Raw genomic sequence first — 19,630 nt, 5'->3', positions numbered from 1 at the left:
GATGACCGCCGACGTCGCCGGGTTTGTCACGTGCGAGGAGGAGTCCTCCGTGCGTGTCCACGGTTCCTCCCAGGTCAGGGGACCGGTGGACCGTCTCGGCTCGCCGTTCCGCCACATGGCGACGATCCGGCGCATCCCGTCGGGTCGGCGGCCCGGTGAACCGTCCGTGCCGGGAGACCGTCAGGGTGGGTAGCGGGATTCGATCAGCCCGGCCGGAAGGGCCGAGGTGATCCGCAGCCGTACGGGTCGGAGCGTCACGGCCCGCAGCGAACGGCCTGCAGCAAACGGCCCGCAGCAAGCAGACCGCCCAGTCAGGAGCAGAGCAGATGACCTCAGCGGAGACCTTCTCGGCCTTCTACGCCTCACTCGACGCCGCCGCGGGGGACGCCGGGCACCCGGCAACAGGAGAGCGGCCGGCCGTGCCGGCCTGGCTGGCGCAGGTGGCGGAGGTGCTGTTCGACGGCCTGGACGCCGACGCGGCGGCGGGTTGGGCGCGCCGTGTGCGCCGGGAGGTGCGGCGGTCGGACGGCGGGGTGCCGTTCAGCGTGGTCCATGACTGGTACTGCTCCGCGGTCGGCCCGGTGCTGGCCGAGGCGACCGCGCGCCGCGGCGGGTCCGCCGCACCGCAGCAGGTCGTCCTGGCCCTGCACACACGGGCCTTGGGGGGCGGCCGGGTCGACGAGGGCACGTGGCGGGCGGCGCTCGAACCGGAGCTGCGGGAGCTCTTCCGGCACGCGTACCCGTACGCCGAGGCCTACGCCACGGCCGCTGCCGCCGCCGGTTCCTACGCGCTGGCCAACGGCTACGACGAGGCCGAGGCCGCCCGGTACGGCGAGACCTACGCGGAGCTCAACACCACGGCCAACGTGCGCGCCCACGCCGACGCGAACGCCCTGGCCAACGCCGCCGCCGTGGCGGCCGCGTACGCGGCGGCGGACCCGGACGCCTACGCCGAGACGTATCCGTCCGCCCGGGTCCGCGCGGTGGTGCGGGTCCACGCCGACGGGCAGGGCGAGCGCGGCGAACGTGCCGCCTGGGCGCGGCTGGCCGACGGTCTCGCCGCCGCTCTGGCCCGGGCGGCGGCGAGGACCGAGGACGGTACGGAGCCGAGGACGGCGGCGCACCCGGGCTGAGCCCGGGCCCGCCCTCCCGGTCGGCTCAGCCCTTGAGCGGTCCGCCGTCGATGGCGACCCGGCGGCCGTACCGGGTGTGCGGGTAGTAGTCGTACGTGGCGTGGTGCTGGACGCAGCGGTTGTCCCAGAACACCAGCGTGTCGGGGGTCCACCGGATGCGGCAGGTCAGCATGGGCCGCTGGGCGGGCAGGGCGCACAGCAGGTCGAGCAGGGCCCGGCTCTCGTCGGCCGACAGCTGGGGGATGCGCGCGGTGTAGGCCTTGTTGACGTAGAGGATCCTGCGGCCGGTCTCGGGGTGGCGCACCACCAGCGGGTGCTCGTTCTTGGGTATCACGTACCCCGGGGGCGGGGTGTAGCCCTGGAAGGCGACGAGGCCGTCGTGGATCGCGGTCAGGCCGTCGAGCAGTTCGCGCATCGTCGGGGAGAGCATCTCGTACGCGAGGTGCATGTTGGCGAACAGGGTGTCGCCGCCGCTGCCGGGTTCGGGGACGCGGGTGATGTGGAGCATCGACCCGAGCGAGGGTTCGGCGTCGGCGGTGCCGTCGGCGTGCCAGCCGTTGCCGGCGACGTTCTCCGCCTCGGCGCTGGTGCGGATCTCCAGGACGTACGGGTCCGCGTCGACCGGGGGCGGGTTGACCGGGCGCAGTTCGCCGAAGTGCCCGGCGAAGCGCTTGTGGTCCTCGTCCGTGAGGTGCTGGTCGCGGAAGACGAGGACGTGGTGGTCGAGGAACGCCCGCTTCACCTCGGCCAGTTGCTCGGCCGGCAGCTCCTGGGAGAGGTCGATGCCGGAGATCTCGGCGCCGATCACCGGGGTGACCGGGTCGACCGTGATGGTCCGGTACGGGTGTGCGGGCCTGGTGGTGACGGCCTTGACGGCGTCCAGTTCGTACTGCTCCATGGCGTGCTCCTGCGGTGGGGGGTCGAGGTCGTCACAGGCCGCGGGCCAGCAGATCCGCGAGGATCAGCCGGCCGAAGGCCAGGTTGCCGTGGATGGCGTCGTCGGTCTCGCAGAACTCGGGGCGTTGGAGGCCGTCCGGTCCGGTGGTGCGGGCGCGCAGGTCGACGAGTTCGACGCCGAGGGCGTCGAGCGCGCTGCGGACGGTCTCCTGCGCGGCCGTGAACACCGCCGGGTCGGACTGCTCCGGCACCCGTTGCGGCGGCAGCACGGCCAGGACCCGCAGGCCCAGGCCGAGTGCGTGGCGGTAGAAGGCCAGCGCGTCGCGGACGGTGGCACGGACGACGGCGTCGAACAGCGGCCCGGACAGGAAGCCCGGGGCGAAGCCGCCGTCGCGGTGGCGGTAGAGGCGCCAGTTCTCCCGGGTGGCGACGAAGTGCGCGCTGAGGCCGAAGGTGGACACCAGCGGGACCGTCAGACGTCCGAGGCCGTCGACGTCCAGGTCGGCCAGGAAGCCCCGGTAGTACTGTTCGGCCTCGGCCTTGCGGAACACCACGTCGTGTTCGCGCGGCTCGAAGAAGTCGTCGGTGAACTCGCGGCCGGCGCCGATCGGACCTCCCTGGAAGGGGATCCGGGCGGCCTTCGCCGCCCGGCCGATCGGGCCCGCGTGCGAGTCGCCGAGCAGCAGGAACCTAGCGGGGGCGGTAGTAGTCGAGGACGGCGTCGTCACAGGTGTCCCCTCCCTTCGGCTCCGCCGACGGCTCGCCGGTCCGGTCCGGTCGCGGACCGGCGGTGGGCCGCGACAGTGCGGTCATGAAGTGGCGCATGACGAAGTCGACGCCCTCGGGCGTCACTTCACGCAGGTTGGGGGCGTAGAACCGGCTCCGGAACGGGATTCCGGTGATGAGTTCGTAGGAGGGGAAGTAGTCGACGTCGTCGAGGTCCAGGGTGAGTTGCCCGGCCACCGTCCGCAGCAGCGACTTGGAGTGGGTGTTGGCGGTGAGCACGTGGTCGCCGGTCGCGGTCGCGGTCAGCGGGTGCGGGGACACGGTCAGCAGGACGCGCAGCCGCGGATTGGCCTCGCGGGCGAGTGCGACGGCCTCCGCCAGGTCCCGGTACACCTCGTCGAAGGTGAACCGGTGGAGGACGTGGCGCTCCGGGTCGAAGGTGCCGCGCACCGTACCGGGGCAGGACGGGAGGACGGTGCCGTCGGCGCGGTCCCGCCAGGCCTCGGTCAGGCCCAGGGTGAAGACGAGGCAGCCGGCCTCGGTGACGGCGTCGCGGATCGCGGCGAGGGTCGTCCCGCGGGCGGCCAGCATCTCCTCGGCCGAGGCGTGGCCGCCGGGTTCGACGGACGGGCGGTAGGGGTCGTAATAGCGGCCGTCCTCCGACCACGCCCCGGTGGGCGGGGTCGTGCGGCCGAAGGCCCAGGAGAGCCACTGCCGCAGCACCGCGGCGGTGTAGATCGTCCCGGTGCGGAACGAGTACACCCCGTAGTGGCGCGCCCGGCGCTCCTCCTCGGTCAGCCCCGGCGGGGCGGGCTCCGCGTCGTACCAGTTCATGCCCCGCTCCAGCAGGGCGCGGCCGATGTGGGCGGCGAAGCAGGACCCGGCGGTGAGGACCGGGTCGTCCTGCCCGATCTCGAACGCGGGCGTCCACAGCTCGTCGATGGCGAGCGGGTCGGGCTCGGCCACGGCGGACCGCCAGAACGAGCGCGCCGGTAGGGACTGGTAGGGGTTCACGGGGGTGGTCTCCGATGGTCGGACGGTGGTGGGGGTCGGACGGGACCGCCGGTGCGGGGAGCGCGCCGGGGTCACGGCCGGGGACGGTCGACGCCGCCCCCGGGCGGGTCGTCCGTCGCCGCGTCGATCGCCGCCGCCACGGCGTGCACGTGGGGCGGGCGGACGATGCCGTAGTGCGTGGTGTCCAGCCGGTGCCAGGTGCTGGGTTCCGGCAGGTGCGGGCGCCACAGCTCCCGCTGCTCCTCCGGGGACGCCGGTGCGGGCAGTCCCTCCACCGGCCGCTCGGCCAGCCACAGGTGGCTGGGGGTGGCGCTCAGCAGCGGCATCCGGTGGTCGGCCATGCTCCGCAGGTTGGCCCGGCAGCACCGCACCAGGCGGTCGGCGTAGCCCTGCGCCTCGGGACCGGCCACCGCGGACCCGCCCTGGCTCAGCTCGTTCGCGAACACCGCCTGGAGCCGGCCCTCGTCGTAGTCCTGGAAGCGCACGCCGGCACCGGGCGCCGGCGGATCGATCAGGTGGAGGCCGTGCACCGGACGGCCGATCGCCTCCGCCTGCGCCGCCATCCCCATCGCCGCCCAGGCGCCGAAGGACCAGCCGGCCAGGTGCAGCCGGTGGGTGTCGTCCGCGAAGCGCGCTCGCAGGGCGGCGGCGTAGCGGCGCGCCCGCTCGGCCAGGCTCCAGTCCGCCGTCCCGGGCCGCGCCAGCGCGGGGTCGGCGATCAGGCAGACGGTCAGCCGGGGGCCCAGGGCCGACACCAGGGACCGGTAGGCCTGGATGTCGCCGCCGACGGGGTGCACCAGGCAGAGCACGTCGTCTCCGGTGCCCTGCTGCCAGACCTCGGGGACCACGTCGTCCGCACCGGCACTGCCGACGGACGCCGCCTCCGCCAGCCGGGTCAGGATCTCGGAGAGGGAGACCCGGTGGCTGAGCCGGGTCAGTTCAAGCTCGACGTCGAAGTGACGTTTCACCAGGCCGATCAGGTCGAGCAGGGTCAGCGAGTCGACGCCCAGGTCGTAGAGCGGGGCGTCGGGGTCGACGTGGTCGAGGTCCAGCCAGTCGCACAGCCAGTCGCCGAGCAGGACGGCTGCGCTCCCGCGAGCCGCCTCGGCCGCCGCGGTACCGCCGCCGGCGGGCACCGGCGTGGCTCCGGTGGTCCCGGTCCACGCCGTGGGCGCCGTTCCGGTGGTCCCGGTCCACGCCGTGGGCGCCGTGGTCGCGGGCGGCACGACGGCCCGGGCGGGCGCCGCGTAGAACGCGCGGGACTCGTCGAGGCCGGTGGTGGAGACCAGCACCTGCGGCAGCTGCAGTCCCACGGCCCGCGCGAACACCTGCTTGCCCTCGGCCACCGTCAGCCCGACCGACAGGTGGGCCCGGTGGCGTGCGTCGGCCGGCGGCGCGTGCAGCGCCATCCCGGCCTCGCTCCACACGTCCCAGTTCACACCCAGCCGGACCGTGGTCTCGGCCTCGCCGGACCGGTACTGCGCGAAGCCGTCGAGCAGGCTGTTGGCGGCCGCGTAGTCGAACTGGCCGACGCCGCCCAGCTCAGCGGACATCGACGAGCAGTACACCGCCACCGACGGCCGGTAGCGCTCGATCAACTGCTCGACCAGCAGGGCGCCCTGCAGCTTGGCGGCGGAGCCGCGCCACATCGCCCCGGCGTCGCGCCGGGCGATCAGGCCGCCGTTCGCGACCCCGGCGGCGTGGACCACGCCGTCGAGGCGGCCGGTGCGCCGGCCGATGCGGGCCGCGATCTCCTCGGGCGCCGACTCGGCGAGATCGGCGTCGACCAACTCGACCCGGTCGACCCAGGGCATCAGCTCCTCCGGCAGCCGGGGCCGCCGCGCCAGCAGCAGCACCCGCGCGGCGCCGCGCTCCAGCAGCCACGCGGCGACACTGCGGCCGATCCCGCCGGTGCCGCCCAGGACCAGGTGCACGCCTCCGGCGGGCAGCCCGACGGGGCCGGGGCCGGTCGCGGAGACCGGCAGCGCGACCTGTTCCCACCAGTGGCCCCGGCGCAGGGCCAGCCGGCGCGGGAGTCCGCCCGCGGCCGCGGGCGGTGGTCCGGCCGTCACCGCGTCCGGCGCCGTCGTGGCGGCCCCGGCCAGCAGGGCGGCCAGCGGCGCGGCCCAGTGGGCGGGGTCGGCGTCAGGCAGGTCGATCCAGTGGCCGTCCGCAGCGCCCTCCTGCGGCGCCACCTCGGCGGCGCCCGCCAGCAGGCCGGCCTCCGGCCGCCGGACCGGGCCGTCCACCGGCCGCGCCCCGTACGACAGCCACCACGGCCTCAGCCGCAGCGGCCCGGCGGCCTCGGCCACGGCGCGCACCAGGGCGGCCGGAGTGTCCAGACAGGCCCAGCGGGCCCGGGCCAGGCTGTCCCGGCCGACCGGACCGCCGATGCCCAGCGGCAGCGCGTGCAGCCAGTCGATTCCGGTGTCGCGCTCGGAGCCGGTGCCCGCGGAGCCGGTGTCGCCCGCACCGAGGGCCGCGCCCACACCCGCGCCCGCACCCGTCAGCGCGTCGAGGAGCCGGCCGAGCGAGGCCGGATCGGCCGGATCGACCTCGTAGACGTCCTCACCGCGCCGGGCGAACGCCCCGGCGGCGCTGACCCGCACCACCCGGGCGTAGGCGGCCTCGAAGGCGCGGACCGCGTCCGGGGGTGCCGGTCCGTCGGTGAGCAGCACCAGCAGCCGGGAGCTGCGCGCGCCGATCGCGGTGCCCGCGCGGCGCAGCCGTGCCCAGTGCGGCTGGTGCAGCCAGGCGTGCTCCGGGAGGCGCGACGGAACGGCGGCGGCCGGACCGGAGCGGTCCGGTGCCGCTGCGGCGCGGGGGAAGTCGAACTCCGTCAGCTCGAAGGCCGGTGGCGGGAAGTCCCACGGCGCCTGGGCCGGGCCGGCGGGACGGCCGATCCGCTCGCCGGACAGCCAGGCGGCGGCCGTCTCCTCGGCGGTGAGGCCTTCGCCCGGGACCGCCGGCCCGTACCGGGTGTGGCCTGTTCCGCTCGGGGTGTCCCCCGTTCCGGTCCGGGTGTCCCCCGGTCCGGCGTCGGTGATCGGGCCCGCGTCGCGCAGCCAGGCCACGGCGGTGGAGGCGTCGGGGCAGACCGCCGCCAGCCGGCGGCGGCGCGCGGGACGGCCCGCCCGGAGGTGGCGCAGCACCTGCGGGTAGGCGGCCGGACGGGCCGCCAGGTAGTCGGCGATCCGGGCGGCGTCGGCGCGCAGGCCCGCTTCGCTGCTGCCGGAGAGCACCAGGCAGGGGAGCACGGAGGTGTCCGCTGCCGTGTCGGCCGCCGTCAGGCCCGCTTTGCCCGCCTCGGGGCCGGCTCCGGCTTCCTCCGCCGTCCCCGGGGCCGGTCTGTCGGCCTCCAGCACCACATGGGCGTTGGTGCCGCCGATCCCGAAGCTGCTGACCGCCGCGATCCTGTCCCGGTCGGTGGGCCAGGGCCGGGCCTCGGTGGGGACGTAGAACGGCGTCGGGTCGGCGCCGAGCTGCGGATTGAGGGCGTGGAAGCCGACGTTGGGCGGGATGACGCCGTGGTGGACCGCGAGCGCGGCCCGTACCAGTCCGACCACGCCCGCCGCCGCGCCCAGGTGTCCTATCTGGCTCTTGACCGAGGTCAGCGCGCAGTGGCCGGACCGGTCCAGGTCGAAGGCCTGGCGCAGGGCGCCGACCTCGACCGGGTCGCCGAGCCGGGTGGCGGTGCCGTGGGCCTCGACGTAGCCGAGGTCGGCGCCGCTGCGGCCGCTGCGGCGCAGGGCGGCCCGGATCACCTCGCGTTGCCCGGCGAGCGAGGGGGCGCTGTAACTGAGCTTGTCGGAGCCGTCGTTGTTCACCGCCGAGCCGGTGATCAGGGCGTAGACGGTGTCGCCGTCGCGGCGGGCCAGGCGGAGCGGCTTGAGCACCACCACGCCGACGCCGCTCGCGCCGATGGTGCCGCTCGCGTCGTCGCTGAAGGGCCGGCAGAGGCCGTCCACGGAGAAGATGTGCTGCGGCTGGTACCGGTATCCGCCGGTCAGGGTCGGGTCGACCAGGACGCCGCCCGCCAGCATCACCTCGGCATCGCCCTGGCGCAGCAGCCCGGCGGCGACGTGGACGGCGACCAGCGAACTGGCGCAGGCCGCCTGGGTGGTGAAGGCGGGACCGGTCAGCCCGAGGTGGTAGGCCGCCTTGGTGGCGAGGTAGTCCTTGTCGTGGTGCAGGGCCAACTGGAAGACGTCGGGCAGGCGTTCGGGGTCGGCCTCGCGGAGCATGGACTGGAAGTAGGTGTTCTCGCCGGCCCCGGCGACCAGGCCGACGCGCCGGCCGGACGGATCGGCGATGCCGGCGTGTGCCAGTGCCTCGACACAGCTCATCAGCAGGTGTCGTTGCTGGGGGTCCATCAGCCGGGCCTCCTGCCGGCTGATGCCGAAGTGGTCCGGGTCGAAGGCCAGCGGGCCGTCCAGCTGGCTGCGCGCCCCGACCAGGCCGTCGGCGGCGTCGAAGTGCTCGATGCCGATGCCGCCCGTGGTGACCATCCGCCAGAACGCGGCGAGGTCGGCGGCGCCCGGAAGGCGTACCGCCATCCCGACGACCGCGATCGGCTCGTCCTCGGCGATCGGCCCACCGGCGGCAAACGCTTCCTCAGCGGCGACCGGTGCGTCGGCGACGAGCCGTCCGGTGGCACCGATGTATCCGGTGGCACCGATATATCCGGCGACGCCGGCCGGCACCACGGTCACCACAGAGGTCGACACAGCGGTGTCGGCGGCCGGTGCCGAGCGGTCCAGGAAGTCGGCCAGCGCCCGCACGGTGACGTGTTCGAACAGGTCGGCGACGGTGAAGCGCAGGCCCAGTGCGGTGGTGCAGTGGAGCTGGAAGCGCATCAGCCCCAGGCTGGAGGCTCCGGCCTCGAAGAAGGTCTGTCCCGGGTCGATCGCCGCACCGGTGACCGTCTCGAACGCCACGGTCAGCTGGGCTTCGCGTGCGGACAGGCCGATGCCGCGGGCCGTCGGCCGGAGCAGTTCCCGCCCGGCGGAGCGCAGGGCGCCCCGGCGGTCGAGCTTGCCGCTGGGGGTCCTGGGCAGTTCCCCCAGCACGCGGAAGCGGGCGATCCGGACGTGGCCGGGCAGGATCGGTGCCAGGTGCGCGGTGAGCTCCCGAACCGTGGGCGCCTCCCCGCGGCACTGCAGGCAGGCCACCAGGTCGTCGCCGTCGCGGACCACGACGGCGTTGACGACGTCCGGGTGCCGCAGCAGGGCCGCCTCGACCTGGCCGAGTTCGAGGCGGTGTCCGCTCAGTTTGATCTGGTCATCGTCCCGGCCCAGGAAGTGCAGCAGTCCCTGCCGGTCGAAGCGGGCCCGGTCGCCGCTGCGGTAGCACAGGCCGAGGCCGGGCAGCTCGACGAAGCGGGCGTCGTCGAGCGCCGGGTCGCCCAGGTAGCAGCGCGCGGCCATCGTGCCGCCGATCAGCAGGGCGCCGGGGCGGCCGGGCGGGACGGGCTCATCGGCCTCGTCGACCACCGTGAGCACCGCGTTGGCCACCGGCCGGCCGATGGCGGGACGCTCCGGCCAGCGGTCCGGATCGCCGTCCAGGCACAGGCTGCTCACCACGTGCGTCTCGGTGGGGCCGTAGTGGTTGAACAGCCGGGCGCCCGGCAGGCCCGCGAACCAGCGGCGGATCGCCTCGGTGCACACCAGCTGCTCGCCGGCGGTGACCACGTCCTTCAGCCGCGACGGATAGCGGCCCAGGTGGACGCCGTGTTCGGCGAGGAGTTGGAGTGCCACGTAGGGCATGAAGACGCGCTCGACGCCGGCCGTCTCCAGCTGCTCCAGCAGCGCGGGGGCGTCCTGCCGCCAGCCGGGCCGCACGAGGTGGAGGAGGCCGCCGCCGCACAGCGTCCCGAAGACCTCCTGGAAGGACACGTCGAAGGAGAGCATGGAGAACTGCTGGGTGACCGCCGGGCCGGCCAGCCCTCCCGCTTCCGCCTGCCACTGCACCAGGTTGCACAGGGTGCGGTCGGAGACCTGAACGCCCTTGGGAACGCCGGTGGAGCCCGAGGTGAACAGGGTGTAGAGCGGCCGGGCGCCGCGGTGCGCCGGGCCGGCGGTAGCCGTTCCGGCGGTGGAGGTACCGGCGGTGGCGGTGGCCGTGGCGGTGGCCGGGTCGGGCGAGGCAGGTGACAGCACCACCGGGTGGCGCGCGATGCGGCCCGGGTCGACGGCGTCGAACTCCGGGTCGCCGTCCGGCGGGAGCAGCACGCACACCGGTTCCACCTGGTCCAGTACCTGCCGGCGCAGGGCCGGCGGGTAGGACGGGTCCAGGGGCACGATGGTCACGTTGAGCCGGGCCAGTGCCAGCAGCGCCACCACGTGCTCGACCGACGGCGGCAGGTGTAGCGCGACGCAGCACGGACGGTCGTCCTGCTCCGGCAGCGGGTGGGCGGCCCGCAGTTCGGCGGCGAGCGCCGCCGCGTGGGCGTCGAGCGCGGCGTAACTCACCGACCGGCCTTCGGACATCAGCGCCGGTGCGTCGGGTGTGCGGGCGACCTGCCGGGCGAAGCCCTCGGCCACCGTCGTCCAGGTCGGCGTGGTCGCGGTGCCGCGCCCGGGTTGGGGCAGTCGGCGGCGGTAGGGTGCGGCGAGTTCGGCCGGGGTCGCCGTCCCGCCGTCGGCGAGCAGGTCCAGGCCCCGCCGGAACAGGACCGCCATCGCCGCGACCTCGTCGGCGTCGAAGCGGTCGTCGGCGTACTCCCACAGGCAGTCGAGGCCGCCCTCGTGCTCGACCACGGACAGCGTCATCGGGCACTTGGCCTCGGCCGGGGCCCTCCACAGCGGGCGGGAGGCGCAGCCGGGCAGGGCCAGCGCGGCGAAGTCGGTGTTCTCCAGTACGAAGAGGTAGTCGAACGGGGAGTCGGCTCCGGTGGCCGGCTCCCGGTCGGCCAGGACGTCGGCCAGCGCGACGTGCTGACGGTCCAGCACCCGGCGGGCGTCGGCGCCCAGGCGCAGCAGCTGGGCGCGCAGGTCCTCGCGGGGCGTGACGGCCTGCGGCAGCAGCACGGTGTTGGCGAACATGCCGACGCTGGCCTCGAACTCCTGGACCGGCCGGTTGGCCACCGGCGCGGCGATCCGCGGGCCGGTCCCGCCGGTCACGCCGTACAGGCTCCAGGCGAACACGCCGAGCAGCACCTCGAAACGGGTCATGCCCAGGTCGGCGCAGAGCCGGTCCACGGCGGCGCGCCGCACGACGTCGAGGGAGGTGTGCAGCAGGCGGGCCGGGGGGAAGGCGGCAGTACCGGTCGGGTCCGTCCGGTCCCGGTCGGCGTCCTCGTCGGCGCGGGCGTAGTGGGCCCGCAGTTCGGCGCGCTGGGCCGGGTAGGCGGGGCCGGCGAACCAGTCGGCCTGCCAGGCCGCGTAGTCCAGCGGGGTGGGGACGGGAGTGGGGGACGAAGCCTCCGCAGCTCCGACGATCGCCTGCCGGTAGCCGGACGACAGGTCCGCCAGCAGGACGTTGAGCGACCAGCCGTCGACCGCGATGTGGTGCAGGTGGAGCAGCAGCACGCCGCCGCCGTCCTGCGGCAGCCAGCGGGCGCGCAGCATCCGGGGGTCGGCGAGGTCGAACGGCTCGGCGAAGAAGCCGTCGGCCGCGGCGCGCGCGCCGTCCCCACCGGCGCCGTCCCCACCGGCGACGTCGGCCGCCTCGGGGCCGGGTCCGGTCCACGGGTCGTAGGGCTCCCCGACGGTCTGGCGCAGGCCCTCGGGCGTGGCCTCGAAGGCCGTGCGCAGGGCCGCGTGGTGCCGCACCAGCGCCTGCAGCGCGGCGTGCAGCGCGTCGGCGTCGACCGTTCCGTCCAGGCGGAAGGCCAGCTCCACGGCGTAGGCGCGGGAGCGCGGTGCCCGCTGCTGCAGCAGCCACAGGCGCTGCTGCTCGCTGGTGGCGGGCGCCGAGCGTGCCCGGGTGGGGGCGGGCGGGGCCGGGTACGGCGAGTCGGCGGCGGGTCCGGCTTCGGCGACGGCCCGGGCGATCGCGGCCAGGTCCCCGGTCAGCACCCGTGCCTGGGGCAGGTCGCAGCCCCAGCGCCGGCGTGCCTCGAAGCGCAGCCTCAGGGCTTTGAGCGAGTCGCCGCCGCAGGCGATCCAGCGGTCGTCCAGCCGCAGGTCCGGTACGCCGAGCACCTCGGCCGCCAGGTCCAGGACCTCCTGTTGGAGGGTGGTGGTGGCCCCGGTGTCCGGACGGTCGCCGTCCGGGCGGCGCCAGGGCCGGTCGTCCCGGCGCAGCAGTGCGTCCCGGTCGACCTTGCCGTTGGCGGTCAGCGGGAGCGCGTCCACGAGGTGGATGTGATGGGGTCTCATGTAGGCGGGCAGTCCGGCCGCCAGATGGCGGTCGAACTCCTCGAACGGGATCTCCTCCCCGAGGACGACGTAGGCCAGCAGCTCGTTCGGGCCGTGCTCGCCGACCCGGCGGGTGCAGACGTACGCCTGCCGCACCGCCGGGTGCGTGACGATCTGCCGCTCCAGCTCGCCGGGTTCGATCCGGAAGCCGCGGACCTTCACCTGCCGGTCGGCGCGCCCGACGTACGCGATCCGGCCGTCTGCGTCGGCGCGCACCAGGTCTCCGGTGCGGTAGTACGGCGTGCGGCCGCCGTCGTGCCAGGGCAGCCGGACGAAGCGGCGCTCCGTCTCCTCGGGCAGGTTGCGGTAGCCGGCCGCGAGGGCCGCACCGGCCAGGTGGAGTTCGGCCACCTCGCCGGCCGATGCGGTCCGTCCGCCGTCCGGGACCACCAGCAGGGCTTCGGTCTGCGGCAGCTCCCGTCCGATCGGGACCAGGTCACCGTCGAAGTCGCGCGGGATGGGGTGGCACAGCGCGAAGGTGGTGGCCTCGGTGGGGCCGTAGACGTTGTACAGCCGGGTGGGGGCCGCCGCGTTGTGCCGGTACCAGCGGCGGATCAGCCGGGCGTTGAGCTGCTCGCCGCCGACCAGCAGCTGTCCGACCCCGGCGAAGCAGGACGGCTCGGTGTCCACCACCGCGTTGAACAGGGCCACCGTGACGAAGGCCGTGTCGATGCGCTCCCGCAGCAGGGCGGCGGCCAGCCGGTGCGGTGTCTGGACGGCCTCGTCGCCGAGGACGACGCAGCAGCCGCCGGTCAGCAGCGGCACCCAGACCTCGAAGCTGAGGGCGTCGAACGCCGGATTGGACAGGCAGGCATAGCGCGCGCCCTCCGTGATGCCGATGTACCCGGGTGCCGCCAGCCGCAGGATGCCGGCGTCCCGTACCTCGACGCCCTTGGGGCGGCCCGTCGTGCCGGAGGTGTAGAAGAGGAAGGAGACCGGCGCCCCGGTGAAGACCTCCGTGGGGTCGCCGGGTCCGGCCGCGAGCAGCGCCGCCGCCGCCAGCGGACGCACCCGGCCCGGCAGGTCGTCGGGGGCCGTGCCGCCGTGGATCAGTGCCACGCTGGACGAGTCGGTCAGGATGTGGCGCCGGCGTTCCGCCGGGCTCTGCGCGTCCAGCGGGACGACCCGGGCGCCGAGCCGCAGGACGCCCAGCATGGCGCAGACGAGCTGCCAGGAGCGCGGCAGGCAGACGGCCACCGCCTGGCCGGGCCGGACACCGGCCCGGCGCAGCCCGTGGGCCACGGCCGCGGCGGCGGTGTCGAGGCCGGTGTAGTCCAGCCGGACGTCGCCGTCGACCAGCGCGGGGGCCTGCGGGGTGCGCAGCGCCTGCTCGTGCACGGCCCGGGCCAGGCCGGTGGCAGGGGGTGTGACGGGTACGGCGTTCTCGGCACGCATCAGGCCTCCCCGGCGGACGTGGCGGACGCGGCGGACGCGGCGGATCCGGCGGCCGGGTGTCCGGCTGCGGGCACGGCCGGGGCCGGGATCGAGGCCGGGGCCGGGACCGGGACCGGGGACGGGGACGGGGACGGGGACGGGGACGGCGGTGGGGAGCCCGGGACGCGGTCCAGTTCGGCCGTGATCAGCGCGGCGATCCGGGGCACCGCCGCGCTCTCCAGCAGGTCCCAGTGGCCGCAGGCGACCGGCTCGACCAGCAGACCGCCGCCGGCCCGCGGCGTCCAGAACGCGCGCACGTCACCCGCCTGCTCCTGGGTCTGGGCCTGGGCCTGCCCCTCCGCCTGCGACTCGTCCTGCTCCGGGGATCCGTCCCCGGTTCCGTCCCCGGCCGCCTCGACCAGCACCAGCCGGGCCGCCGTGGGCTGCGCCCGGTAGTCGCGGGCGGTCATCCGGTTGTGGTTGTAGATGCGGAAGTACCGGTCGATCTGCTCGTCCTCGATCCCCGGGTACATGCCGTTGAACCTGATGAGCTTGTCGCGGAAGTCCGCCATGTCCACGGGCTCGATCGCGGCGAGTTCCTCCGCGTCCTCGGTCCCGTGGGTGTCGAGCATCACCACGCTGAGCCGGGTGTGCCCGGCCAGGGCCAGTCGGCGCCCCATCTCGTGGGCGACCAGGCCGCCGTAGGAGAGTCCGCACAGCACCAGTGACTCGTCCGGCCGGGGGTCGACCAGGGACAGGTAGTGCTCGGCCATGGCCTCGACCGTGGGAAGCGGCGTCTCACCGGGGTTGATCCCGGGCGACTGCACGCCGAGGACGCCGACGTGGTCGGGCAGCGCCGCGGCCAGCGGCAGGTAGCAGAAGGCGGTGCCGCCGGCCGGGTGGACGCAGACCACCCGCTGCCGTCCGTCCCCTGCGCGGAACTCGACCAGGTTGCCGTCGGGTGCGCCCGACGCCCCCGCTCGGAGCCGTTCGGCCAGGGCCTCGATGGTCGGGTTCTGCACGATGTCGCGGATCGGCAGGGTCTCGCCGAACTCCTCGCGGACGGCCAGGGCGACCTTGATGGCGGACAGGGAAGTGCCGCCCAGGTCGAAGAAGTTGTCGGATATCCCGATGCCGGGGTGGAGCAGGACCCGGCGCCAGATGGTGTGCAGCGCCATCTCGACGTGGTCGCGCGGGCTCGCCGTGTTGACCTGGGTGTGGGTGGCGGCGCGGGCCGCGGTCAGCAGCGCGGCACGGTCCAGCTTGCCGCTGCGGTTGAGCGGCAGGTGCGGCAGTTCCACGAACAGTGCGGGGATCATGTAGTCCGGCAGGCGCCGCGACAGGGCGGCGCGCCACTCGTGCGGCGGGCGCGGCTGCGCGTCGCCCCGGCCCAGGCCCGCGACCAGGCGCAGTTCGCCCGCGGCGTCGCGGTCGGCCAGCACCGCCGCCTCGTGCACGCCGGGCAGGGCCAGCAGCGCGGCCTCGACCTCCCCGGGTTCGATCCGGAAGCCGCGCAGTTTGACCTGGTCGTCACTGCGGCCGAGGTACTGGGCGTTGCCGTCGGGAAGCCAGCGGGCCAGGTCGCCGGTGCGGTAGAGGCGTTCGCCGGGCACGAAGGGGTCGTCGACGAACCGTTCGGCGGTCAGGTCCGGGCGGTGCAGGTAGCCCCGGGCGAGGCTCGCCCCGCCGAGGTGGACCTCGCCGGCCACCCCGGTCGGCACCGGCCGGAGCCGCCGGTCGAGCAGGTAGAGACGGGTGTTGTCCAGGGGGCGGCCGATCGGGCACTGCCGGTCCAGCGGCTGCGGGTCGGTGTAGGCGGTGCTGTAGAGGGTGGCTTCGGTCGGACCGTAGCCGTAGCAGATCCGCAGGCCGGGCAGCGCCTGCCGGATGCGGTGCAGCGCCTTCTCCGGGAGGGACTCCACCCCGGTGAGCAGCTGACGCAGCGCCAGCCCGTCCAGGCACGCCTGCGGGTCCTCGTCGATCCACTTGACGTAGGACGGCGGCAGGAACGCCTGCACGATGCGGTGTTCGCGCATCCAGGCCAGCAGTTCGCCCGGGTCGCCGCGCAGGTCGTCGGGGACGAGGTGCAGGACGGCGCCGGTGGTGAGCGGCAGCAGCAACTCGTGTACGGAGGCGTCGAATCCGATGCTCGACCAGGCGGAGACCGCCTCGCCGGGGGTGGCCCCGAACCGGGCCAGCCAGGTGTCGAAGAGGTTGGTGACGCTGCCGCGGGTCACCGCGACGCCCTTGGGGCGGCCGGTGGAGCCCGAGGTGTAGATGACGTAGGCCAGGTGCTTCGGTCCGGCGGTGGTCCCCGGGGCGTCGTCGCGGTGCGCCTCGGCCTCGACCCCTCGCAGGGACTGCCGGCTCCCGGTCGGGTCGTCGGTGTCGCTGAGCACCAGGGCGGGTGCCGCGTCCTCGACCATCGCGGCCAGCCGCTCGACGGGCTGGCCGGGGTCGAGCGGCAGGTAGGCGGCGCCCGCGGTGAGGATGCCGAGGACGCCCACCACCAGTTCGGTGGAGCGTCCGCAGTGCAGTCCGACCACCTGGTCCGGGCCGACGCCGCGGGCGATCAGCGCGTGCGCCAGCCGGTTGACCCGGCGTCCGAGCGTCGCGTAGTCGAGCCGCTCCCCCTCGCGGACCAGGGCGGGAGCGGTGGGGCGGGTCCGGACCTGGGCCTGGAAGCGCTCGACCAGCCCGGCCGGGGCGGTGGTCTCGTCGGTCCCGTCGGTCCCGTCGGTCTCGTCGGTCTCGTCCCGACGGTCGCCCGCGACGGCGCGGCCGTTCCGGTGGGCCCGGTCGGCGCCGCTCCACTCCGACAGCACCCGTCGGCGCTCCGCCTCGTCCATGAGCTCCAGGTCGTCCACGCCCAGGTCGGGCCGGTCGACGAGTCCGGTCAGCACCCGGTGCAGGTAGCCCGCGTACCGCTCGGCCGTGGCGTGGTCGAACAGCGCGCCGGCGTAGTCGAGATGGCCGACCACCCGGCCGTCGTCCTCCTCGGACAGCGACAGGGCCAGGTCGAACTTGGCCCCGGCGTAGGGGATGGCGAGCGGCTCCGCCTCGATCCCGGGCAGGTCCAGCAGGTTCCTCCGGGAGGGCTGCCAGGCGACCATGGTCTGGAACAGCGGCGGGTGGGCGGTGCTGCGCGGCGGGTTGACCAGTTCCACCACCTGCTCGAACGGCAGGTCCTGGTGTTTCAGGGCGTCGCGCAGCGTGCCGCGCACCTGCTTCAGCACGGCCGATCCGGTCGGCGAGTCCGACAGGTCGACGCGCACGGCCAGGGAGTTGACGAAGAACCCGATGAGGTCGGAGTAGGCGCCGCGGTGGCGGTTCGCGGTCGGGACGCCGATGACGACGTCGCGCTGGCCGGTCAGCCGCGACAGCACCACGGACCAGCCGGCCAGGACGGCCGAGAACAGCGTGCCGCCCTGCTGCCGTGCGAGCGCCTTGAGGGCGGCGCCGAGTTCGCCGTCGAGGGCGACGGGCACCCGGCCGCCGCGGTGGTCCTGCACCGGCGGGCGGGGGTGGTCGGTGGGCAGTTCGAGCAGGGTCGGCGCGCCTGCCAGGGCTTCCCGCCAGTACGCGGCCTGCGCCGCCGGTTCGTCCCCGGACTCCCATTCCCGCTGCCGGCGGGCGTAGTCGGCGTACTGCAGGGGCAGCGGCGGCAGCGGGGACGCCGCGCCGTCGCGGAAGGCCGTGTACAGCGTGCCGAGTTCGCGCAGCATCACGTTCATGGACCAGCCGTCGAAGACGGCGTGGTGCAGTGTCAGCAGCAGCACGTGGTGGTGCTCGGCCAGGGCGATCAGCCGGCCGCGGGCCAGTGGGCCCCGGGCGAGGTCGAAGGGCGTTGCGGCTTCGGCGTGTTGGAGGGCCGTGACGCGCGTTGCGGCGTCCGGGAGCCGGGTCAGGTCGTCCGTCGCGAGGGTGTAGCCGGAGTCGGGCGGGCCGATCAGCTGGTGGACGCCGCCTTCGGTGGCGACCAGCCGGGTGCGCAGGACCTCGTGCCGGGCGACCAGTGCGTCGAGCGCGCGGCCGAGCGCCGCGCGGTCCAGCGGGCCGTGCAGGGTGAAGGCCAGGGTCTCGTTGTACGCCTCGTTGGCGCCGTCGGACTGTGACAGCACCCAGAGCCGTTGCTGTCCTGCCGTCGGCTCCGCGAGCCGGCCGTCGTCGGCCGTCGGGGTGCCCGGCGTGCGCACGGGACGCGCGGGGTGCGCCGGGTGTGCGGCGGCCTGGTCGGTGCTGGTGCGGTGGGGGTGGCGCGTATCCGACAAAGCCAGACCTCATTTCCTGGGGGAGGGTGGTCAGCGCGGGGTCGACGGCGCGGTGCCGGTGCGTGGTGGCACCCGGCCGGATCGCTTTCGACCGGGCACGGAGCACCGAGGTGAAGGCCGGTCAGCGACCCTGGGAGACGGGCGGAACGGGGCAGCGCATGGGGGTGCCGTCGAGGTCAGCGGCGACGGATCGCGGTGGATCCGCTTCCATGGATGCATAGTTAAGATCACTTACTCGGCCGGAGGCAAGAGCCGGAGGCCTCTTCTCCAGATCACTCCCGATCACTCCCGATCGCTCCCGGCCCGATCGCTGTCGATCGCTGCCGGTCGCTGTCGATTGCTGTCGACGGACGCGTAGGAGCGCCGGAGCGGCCCGCCACGGGAGCGCCCGTCGTCGGAGTGCCGCGCTCCCGGGCCGGGCCGGCCCTTGCCGGAACGTTCCGGCAAGGGCTACATTCCTCTTCACGCCGACGGTCCTGACTGAAATTTCAGCCAGCTTGACGCAGGTGAACAGCCCCCACACACACCGAAGGAGCCCCCCATGCCCGCGCCCACCACCACCGGCCGGCCGGCCGCCGCGAGGCCCGTCGCCCGCACCGGCCGGACGACCCGGCCGCAGTCCGAGGCGGTCCGGCCGTGACCGAGTACGCCCTCCTCACGTCCTTCGGCTCCCCCCTCGGCTCCCCCGGCCGCACCAAGCCCGCCGAACGCGAGCCGCTGCGCGTCGGACTCGTGCAGATGCTCTGGTACAGCGACCCGAACGAGCACGACGACCGGCTGCGTGAGGGCGTGGCCCTCGCCGCGGCGCAGGGTGCGACGGTGGTGTGCCTGCCCGAGCTGACCCGCAGCCCCTACTTCTGCAACACCGACGACCCGATGGCGGACGGCGCCGCCCGCTACCTGGAGGACGTCCAGACCGGGCCCACCGTCCGCCTCGCCGCCGAACTGGCCACGGGTCTCGGCATCAGCGTCCACGCGTCCCTCTACGAGTGCGCCGAGGACGGCGGGCTCGGCTACAACACGGCCGTCTGCGTCGACCGGGACGGCGAACTCGTCGGCCGCACGCGCAAGAACCACATCCCGGCCTTCCCCGGGTACCGCGAGGACCTGTGCTTCCGCCCCGGGGACAGCGGCTTCCCCGTCGTGGCCCACCAGGGCGCCCGCTTCGGCTTCCCGACCTGCTGGGACGAGTGGTTCCCCGAACTCGCCCGCGCCTACGCACTGAACGGCGCCGAGGTCCTCGTCCACCCCACCGCCATCGGCTCCGAGGTGGACCTGCCCGGCTTCGACACCCGGCCCATGTGGGAGCACGCCATCAGCGCCAACGGCCTCGCCAACGCGCTGTTCATGATCGTGCCCAACCGGATCGGCACCGAAGGCCGGTCGACGTTCTACGGCTCGTCCTTCATCTCCGACCCCTACGGCCGGATCGTGCTCCGCGCGCCCCGCGACCGGCCCACCGTCCTGGTCGCCGACCTCGACCTCGACCAGTGCCGGGACTGGCGGGAGTTCGGCCTCCTGCAGACCCGCCGCCCCGAGCTGTACGGCCCCGTCGCCTCAGCCGACCGGGCCGCCGGCTGAGCGGCACTCCGGGCCGGGCGGCAGGTCGCCCGGCCGGGAGCAAGCACCAGGCACCCTCTTGCTAATCTCTTGCAGTTGCAAGAGCTAGGCAATAAGGGAGTCGTGCGATGACGGAACCACCGGTGGTGCTCGGAATCGAGTCGTCCTGCGACGAGACCGGCGCCGGTCTGGTGCGCGTCCGCCTGGTGCGGGGGGCCCCCCACGCCGCGGGGCACGCCGGCGAGGACCGACCGGGCGACGTCCGGCTGGTGGCCTACGCCGTCCTGGCGGACGG

Annotated in this window: 7 protein-coding genes; 2 read left to right on the top strand and 5 right to left on the bottom strand. The window is 74.8% G+C overall.

The window, feature by feature from the left end; translation table 11 throughout:
- The first annotated feature begins 326 nt into the window (after positions 1 to 326).
- The gene (locus ACFV0O_RS02425; RefSeq protein WP_380335209.1) at positions 327 to 1,133 is read left to right on the top strand and encodes a SpcZ; all 807 of its coding nucleotides are present in this window, start codon (positions 327 to 329) and stop codon (positions 1,131 to 1,133) included.
- Positions 1,134 to 1,158: 25 nt separating this feature from the next.
- Here ACFV0O_RS02425 and ACFV0O_RS02420 read toward each other — a convergent pair whose 3' ends face one another.
- The 5 genes from ACFV0O_RS02420 to ACFV0O_RS02400 all read right to left on the bottom strand — a co-directional run bounded on the left by ACFV0O_RS02420 (position 1,159) and on the right by ACFV0O_RS02400 (position 17,775).
- Positions 1,159 to 2,031, bottom strand: a complete 873-nt coding sequence (locus tag ACFV0O_RS02420; RefSeq protein ID WP_380335206.1) for a TauD/TfdA dioxygenase family protein — start codon at positions 2,029 to 2,031, stop codon at positions 1,159 to 1,161.
- A 31-nt stretch (positions 2,032 to 2,062) separates the two neighbouring features.
- Positions 2,063 to 2,758 (bottom strand): hypothetical protein, encoded by a 696-nt coding sequence (locus ACFV0O_RS02415; RefSeq protein ID WP_380335203.1) that lies wholly within the window; start codon positions 2,756 to 2,758, stop codon positions 2,063 to 2,065.
- Entirely contained in the window at positions 2,721 to 3,770 is a 1,050-nt protein-coding gene (locus tag ACFV0O_RS02410) for a GSCFA domain-containing protein (protein WP_380335200.1), read from the bottom strand. Before ACFV0O_RS02410 ends, ACFV0O_RS02415 begins: the two co-directional genes overlap by 38 nt.
- Positions 3,771 to 3,841: 71 nt before the next feature.
- Positions 3,842 to 13,525 (bottom strand): amino acid adenylation domain-containing protein, encoded by a 9,684-nt coding sequence (locus ACFV0O_RS02405; RefSeq protein WP_380335197.1) that lies wholly within the window; start codon positions 13,523 to 13,525, stop codon positions 3,842 to 3,844.
- Positions 13,525 to 17,775, bottom strand: a complete 4,251-nt coding sequence (locus tag ACFV0O_RS02400) for an amino acid adenylation domain-containing protein (RefSeq protein ID WP_380335194.1) — start codon at positions 17,773 to 17,775, stop codon at positions 13,525 to 13,527. Before ACFV0O_RS02400 ends, ACFV0O_RS02405 begins: the two co-directional genes overlap by 1 nt.
- A gap of 636 nt (positions 17,776 to 18,411) precedes the next feature.
- Between ACFV0O_RS02400 and ACFV0O_RS02395 the strand changes: the two genes are divergently transcribed.
- Complete coding sequence (locus tag ACFV0O_RS02395; protein ID WP_380335191.1) at positions 18,412 to 19,356, top strand: nitrilase-related carbon-nitrogen hydrolase; 945 nt, start codon at positions 18,412 to 18,414, stop codon at positions 19,354 to 19,356.
- The last annotated feature ends 274 nt before the right edge of the window (positions 19,357 to 19,630 follow it).

Source organism: Kitasatospora sp. NPDC059577 (assembly GCF_042735475.1).
Classification (GTDB): Bacteria; Actinomycetota; Actinomycetes; order Streptomycetales; family Streptomycetaceae; genus Kitasatospora.
This window is presented reverse-complemented; position numbering and strand designations above follow the sequence as displayed.

What these genes read in the sequence shown, in the direction of transcription:
- ACFV0O_RS02425 (WP_380335209.1), top strand. Translation starts at nt 327, where the DNA reads ATGACCTCAGCGGAGACCTTCTCGGCCTTCTACGCCTCACTCGACGCC.
- ACFV0O_RS02420 (WP_380335206.1), bottom strand. Translation starts at nt 2,031, where the DNA reads ATGGAGCAGTACGAACTGGACGCCGTCAAGGCCGTCACCACCAGGCCC.
- ACFV0O_RS02405 (WP_380335197.1), bottom strand. Translation starts at nt 13,525, where the DNA reads ATGCGTGCCGAGAACGCCGTACCCGTCACACCCCCTGCCACCGGCCTG.